The 4,257-nt window shown below is 66.0% G+C and carries 4 protein-coding genes; 2 read left to right on the forward strand and 2 right to left on the reverse strand.

Annotation, left to right across the window (positions count from 1 at the left end; all coding sequences use genetic code 11):
* Positions 1-159: 159 nt before the first annotated feature.
* Positions 160-402 (reverse strand): DUF2630 family protein, encoded by a 243-nt coding sequence (locus LVY72_RS23965; protein WP_237827444.1) that lies wholly within the window; start codon positions 400-402, stop codon positions 160-162.
* 596 nt (positions 403-998) lie between these two features.
* Between LVY72_RS23965 and LVY72_RS23970 the strand changes: the two genes are divergently transcribed.
* On the forward strand, positions 999-1,928 hold the full coding sequence (locus LVY72_RS23970; protein WP_237827446.1) for an IS982 family transposase: 930 nt from the start codon (positions 999-1,001) through the stop codon (positions 1,926-1,928).
* Positions 1,929-2,169: 241 nt separating this feature from the next.
* A complete protein-coding gene (locus LVY72_RS23975) occupies positions 2,170-3,438 on the forward strand; it encodes an IS110 family RNA-guided transposase (protein ID WP_237827448.1) in 1,269 nt (422 codons plus the stop codon).
* 145 nt (positions 3,439-3,583) lie between these two features.
* Here the strand turns inward: LVY72_RS23975 and LVY72_RS23980 are convergent, their stop codons facing one another.
* Positions 3,584-4,204 (reverse strand): GNAT family N-acetyltransferase, encoded by a 621-nt coding sequence (locus tag LVY72_RS23980; protein ID WP_237827450.1) that lies wholly within the window; start codon positions 4,202-4,204, stop codon positions 3,584-3,586.
* Positions 4,205-4,257: the final 53 nt, after the last annotated feature.

A 4,257-nucleotide genomic window follows, 5' to 3' on the forward strand; every position in this document is an offset into this window, starting at 1 on the left:
GCGTGCCGGGACCATCTGATTGCGCGTATTCCCCGCCAAACACCGCGGTGTCTTACGGTGCCAATTGCCGCCTGATGCACGGGACACCGAAACGCCGGATGGCCAGGCCCGGAACGTGCCGGGATTTGTATGATTCAGCACTCCTGCGCCAAAGGCCGGTTACTGCCGGTAGTCCTCAACTTCCGCAACCGGCCGTTCTTCCGCTTCGGACGGGTCCTCGTGCGCGCGGACCTTGGCCCGACGCTGCCTCAACAGGTCCCAGCATTGGTCGAGCTGCTCCTCGAGCTGCTTGAGTTTCCCCGCGCGCTCCTCGGCCTCTTCCTGATCATTGATGATCGGTTCCCGCAGCGTCTGCTCTTCATCGATCAGCTGCCTGATGCGCGCTTGGATGTCTTGATCCACTGGAGCCCCTTCCGGTTTACCTGGCAGTGGCCGGTGCTGCCGGCACGATCCGATCCGCGGTGGAAGTCCTGGCCGGCCCGCAACACTCTTGGCCGAGACTTGGCCGCTCACAACCACGGTACATAAGAGGACCGATGGGGACAACGTGTCAACGCCAGCCAAAAATGAGGCCATTCGCCAATTGAAAAATTGGCCGCCAACTCCTGCCGCTGACCGTCGCGTCGATTAACTTCGATTGCCACTTCAGCCACGGCTTCGGGTTCGGTTGCCGGCTGCGGCCTGCCCCACTGGGCAAGCGGTCGGCAAGTCGTCGGCCACAGATCCACGCCGAGACCCGTATCAGGGCCCCGCCGCCCAACCCGGGCGGGCCGGCGCGCACGACCATGACCACCAGCCGGGCATCCTCGGCCCCGTAGATCGGGCGGTAGTCACCGGCCCGAACGTGCCAGGGAATGCCCTCGCCGACAATCTTCCGTGCCCCATAGGGCCCTAGATGGTTGATTCCAAGGTCGGTGGCCCTCGCATCCCGTTGAGGGGTTGAACAAGGGTGTCCGGAATCGAAGTTGCTAACCCAATTTCGAACCTGGACGGCTCTGATGGACAACGACCTGGACACCCTTGCAACAGCACTGTATGCCAGCACGGACGACTTTCTGAAGGCCTGTCCGTGGCTGGTTCCGTGGCGGCCCCGGGTGGGAATCAGGCCCAGAATCACGGACGCCGAACTGGTGACCGCGGCGGTGCTGCAGGCGCTGCTCGGGCACGGCTCGGAGCGGCGGTGGCTGCGCCGGGCGGCCGCGGAGCTGGCCGGCTGGTTCCCGTACCTGCCGGCCCAGTCCGGGTACAACAAGCGGCTGCGCCGGCTCGCCGGGACCCTGCAGGCCGTGCTGGCCCACCTGGCCGAAGACACCGGGCTGTGGGCCGACGATGTCTGGGTGGCCGACTCCACCCCGGTCGAATGCGGCCGCTCCCGCGAAACCGTGCACCGCTCGGAGCTGGCCGGCTGGGCCGAGTACGGGTACTGCGCCTCCCATTCGCGCTGGTTCTGGGGCCTGCGCCTGCACCTGCTGTGCACCCTGCAGGGCCTACCGGTCGGATACGCGCTCACCGGCGCCACGGCCAACGAACGCGAGGTCCTGACCGGGATCCTCGACTCCCTGCCGCACCCGGTACCCGCCGGACAGACGGTGATCGCGGACAGAAACTACTACGGCCAGGACTTCGAGGCCTGCCTGGCCGGGGCAGGCCTCAGCCTGCTCAGGCCCGCCAGACAGGGCGAGGAACCCCGGCCCGGCCAGGAATTCTTCAAACCCCTGCGCCAGGTGATCGAGTCCATCAACGCCACCCTCAAGTCCCAGCTGGACCTCGAAGCGCACGGCGGCAGGACAGCTGCCGGCGTCACCGTCCGTGTCCTGCAGCGCCTGCTCGCACTCACCGCGGCAATCTGGCACAACCTCAACACCGGACACTACCCGCTCAGGTCACTGACCCCCTACGACCACCGACCCTTGGAATCAACCGTCTAGCCTATATGTCCTTGTCGGACGCCCGTTCCGGGCTGAAAATTGTGCTGTGGCCGCCTGACGACGCCGTCCCACTATGGTCCTTTGAGGCCGTCGTCTAGCCGGGCGTTGGGGGCCATCCCATGGGCCCATGACTGTTGCGGCAGCTGTTGCCGAGCACGCGGATTAGTTTACCTTTCCCCTTCCGGCTCCCGCGGGTGGCCGCGCTAATGTTCCGTTGCGTGGGTGAGGAGATGAACCGGACATGCTGGCCGCATCAGAAGACGAAGAACAGATCATTGCCCGGGTGGCGGCCATCGACATCGGCAAGGCCGAGTTGGTGTGCTGTGTCAGGCTTCCGGGGCCGGGCGGGTCCCGAAGACGCCTGCAGGAGGTCTCCACACATTCGACGATGACCGGCTCGCTGGCGGAGCTGGCCAACCACCTGGTCGAGCTGGGCATCGAGCGGGTGGTGATGGAGGCGACCAGCGACTACTGGAAACCGGTGTTCTACCTGCTCGAGGCCCACGGGCTCCAGCCGTGGCTGGTCAACACCCGGGATGTGAAGCACCTGCCCGGCCGGCCCAAGACCGACGTGCTCGATGCGGTCTGGCTCTGCAAGGTCGCCGAACGCCAGATGCTCCGGCCCAGCTTCGTCCCGCCCCACCCGGTCCGGCAGCTTCGGGACCTGACCCGCTACCGGGCCGACCTGGTCGGGGAACGGACGGCGGAGAAGAACCGGGTCGAAAAGCTGCTGGAGGATGCGTGCATCAAGCTCTCCGTCGTGGCCTCGGACATCTTCGGGGTCTCCGGCCGGGACATGATGGCCGCGCTCATCGCCGGGGAACGCAACCCAAAGGTGCTCGCCCAGCTGGCCCGGTCCCGGATGCGTACCAAGATCACACAGCTGGAGGAGGCCTTCACCGGGCACTTCGATGACCACCACGCGTTCCTGCTGAAGAAGATGCTGGCCCGGATCGACGGCATCGACGCCGACATCGCCGCCGTGGACGAACGGATCGAGGCGCAGCTGGCCCCTTTCGCGCAGGCGGCGGAACGCCTGGATGACATCCCGGGCATCGGACCCGTCGCTGCCGCGGCCATCATCGCGGAGGTTGGTACGGACATGTCCCGCTTCCCGACCGCCGGACACCTCAGTTCCTGGGCAAAGTTCTCCCCGGGCATCAAGTCCTCCGCCGGGAAGACCAAGGGCAGCGGCAACACCGGCCACGGCAACCGCTATCTCGCCCGGGTCCTGGGCGAAGCCGCGGCCGGCGCCGGCAAAACCAACACCTTCCTGGGGGAACGCTACCGGCGCATCGCCAGACGGCGGGGCAAAAAACGCGCCATCGTGGCCGTGGGACGTCCCATCCTGGTCATCGTCTGGCAGATCCTGAACAACCCTGACGCGCTTTTCCACGACCTCGGCGCCAACCACTTCAGCCGCCGCCTCAACCCCGACGCCGCCAAACACGCCCACGTCCACCAACTGGAAGCACTCGGCTACACCGTCACCCTCACCCGGGCCGCCTGACACCGCCGGCCCGCACCCTCACCACGGGCCGGCACGGACAGATCCCCTCATTTTCGGATTAGATCGCCGGCCAGTGGCTCGGCGGTCTCGATGACCCGCTCCCGGCCCGGATTCGGCAACTACTGTGCAGCCGTCGGGCTGTCCTTTACGGACCGTTCCATCCCCTGTTCTGGAGCCTGTACTCGAGTCCGCTTCGAACGGCGGGCCATTCGTGATCCAAGATCGAGAATACGACCGTGTCCCGCAAGGCGCCGTCCCGGGTACGGCTGTGGCTGCGCAATACCCCGTCCTGCTTCGCACCCAGCCGCGCGATCGCTTCCCGGCTCTGAAGGTTGAGCCAGTGGGTGCGGAATTCAACGGCAGGGCATCCCAGGACTTCGAAGGCATGTCGCAACAGCAGGAATTTGGAATCCGGGTTTGTGCCCGTGCCGTGGGCCGACTGCGCGTTCCAGGTGGAACCAATCTCCACCCGAGGTGTCTGCGCATCGATGTTCATGTAGGTCGTCATCCCGATCACCGCCCCGGGCCCGCCCGTGCTGCGGTCGAGCAGGCGGGTAGTGAACGGCAACATCGATCCTTGTTCCTGAAGGGCAAGTCTGCGGTCGATCTCGTCCCGCATTTCCTCCGGTGCCGGCACGGAGGTGTACCAGAGTTTCCAGAGTTCGCCGTCCCGGACGGCATCCACCAGTCCATCGTGATGGGCATGGCTGAGGGGTTCGAGTATGACGTACTTGCCTGTGAGGCTGACAGGAGCAATGGTGGCCATCGGCTCATTCTAGGCAGGCCGCCGGGAGCGGCCTCGCTGCACAGGATCGAAGC

It is taken from the genome of Arthrobacter hankyongi (genome assembly GCF_022012395.1).
Taxonomy (GTDB): domain Bacteria; phylum Actinomycetota; class Actinomycetes; order Actinomycetales; family Micrococcaceae; genus Crystallibacter; species Crystallibacter hankyongi.

Coding starts and splice junctions, on each gene's coding strand:
- LVY72_RS23970 (WP_237827446.1), top strand. CDS start 999: ATGGACAACGACCTGGACACCCTTGCAACAGCACTGTATGCCAGCACG.
- LVY72_RS23975 (WP_237827448.1), top strand. CDS start 2,170: ATGCTGGCCGCATCAGAAGACGAAGAACAGATCATTGCCCGGGTGGCG.
- LVY72_RS23980 (WP_237827450.1), bottom strand. CDS start 4,204: ATGGCCACCATTGCTCCTGTCAGCCTCACAGGCAAGTACGTCATACTC.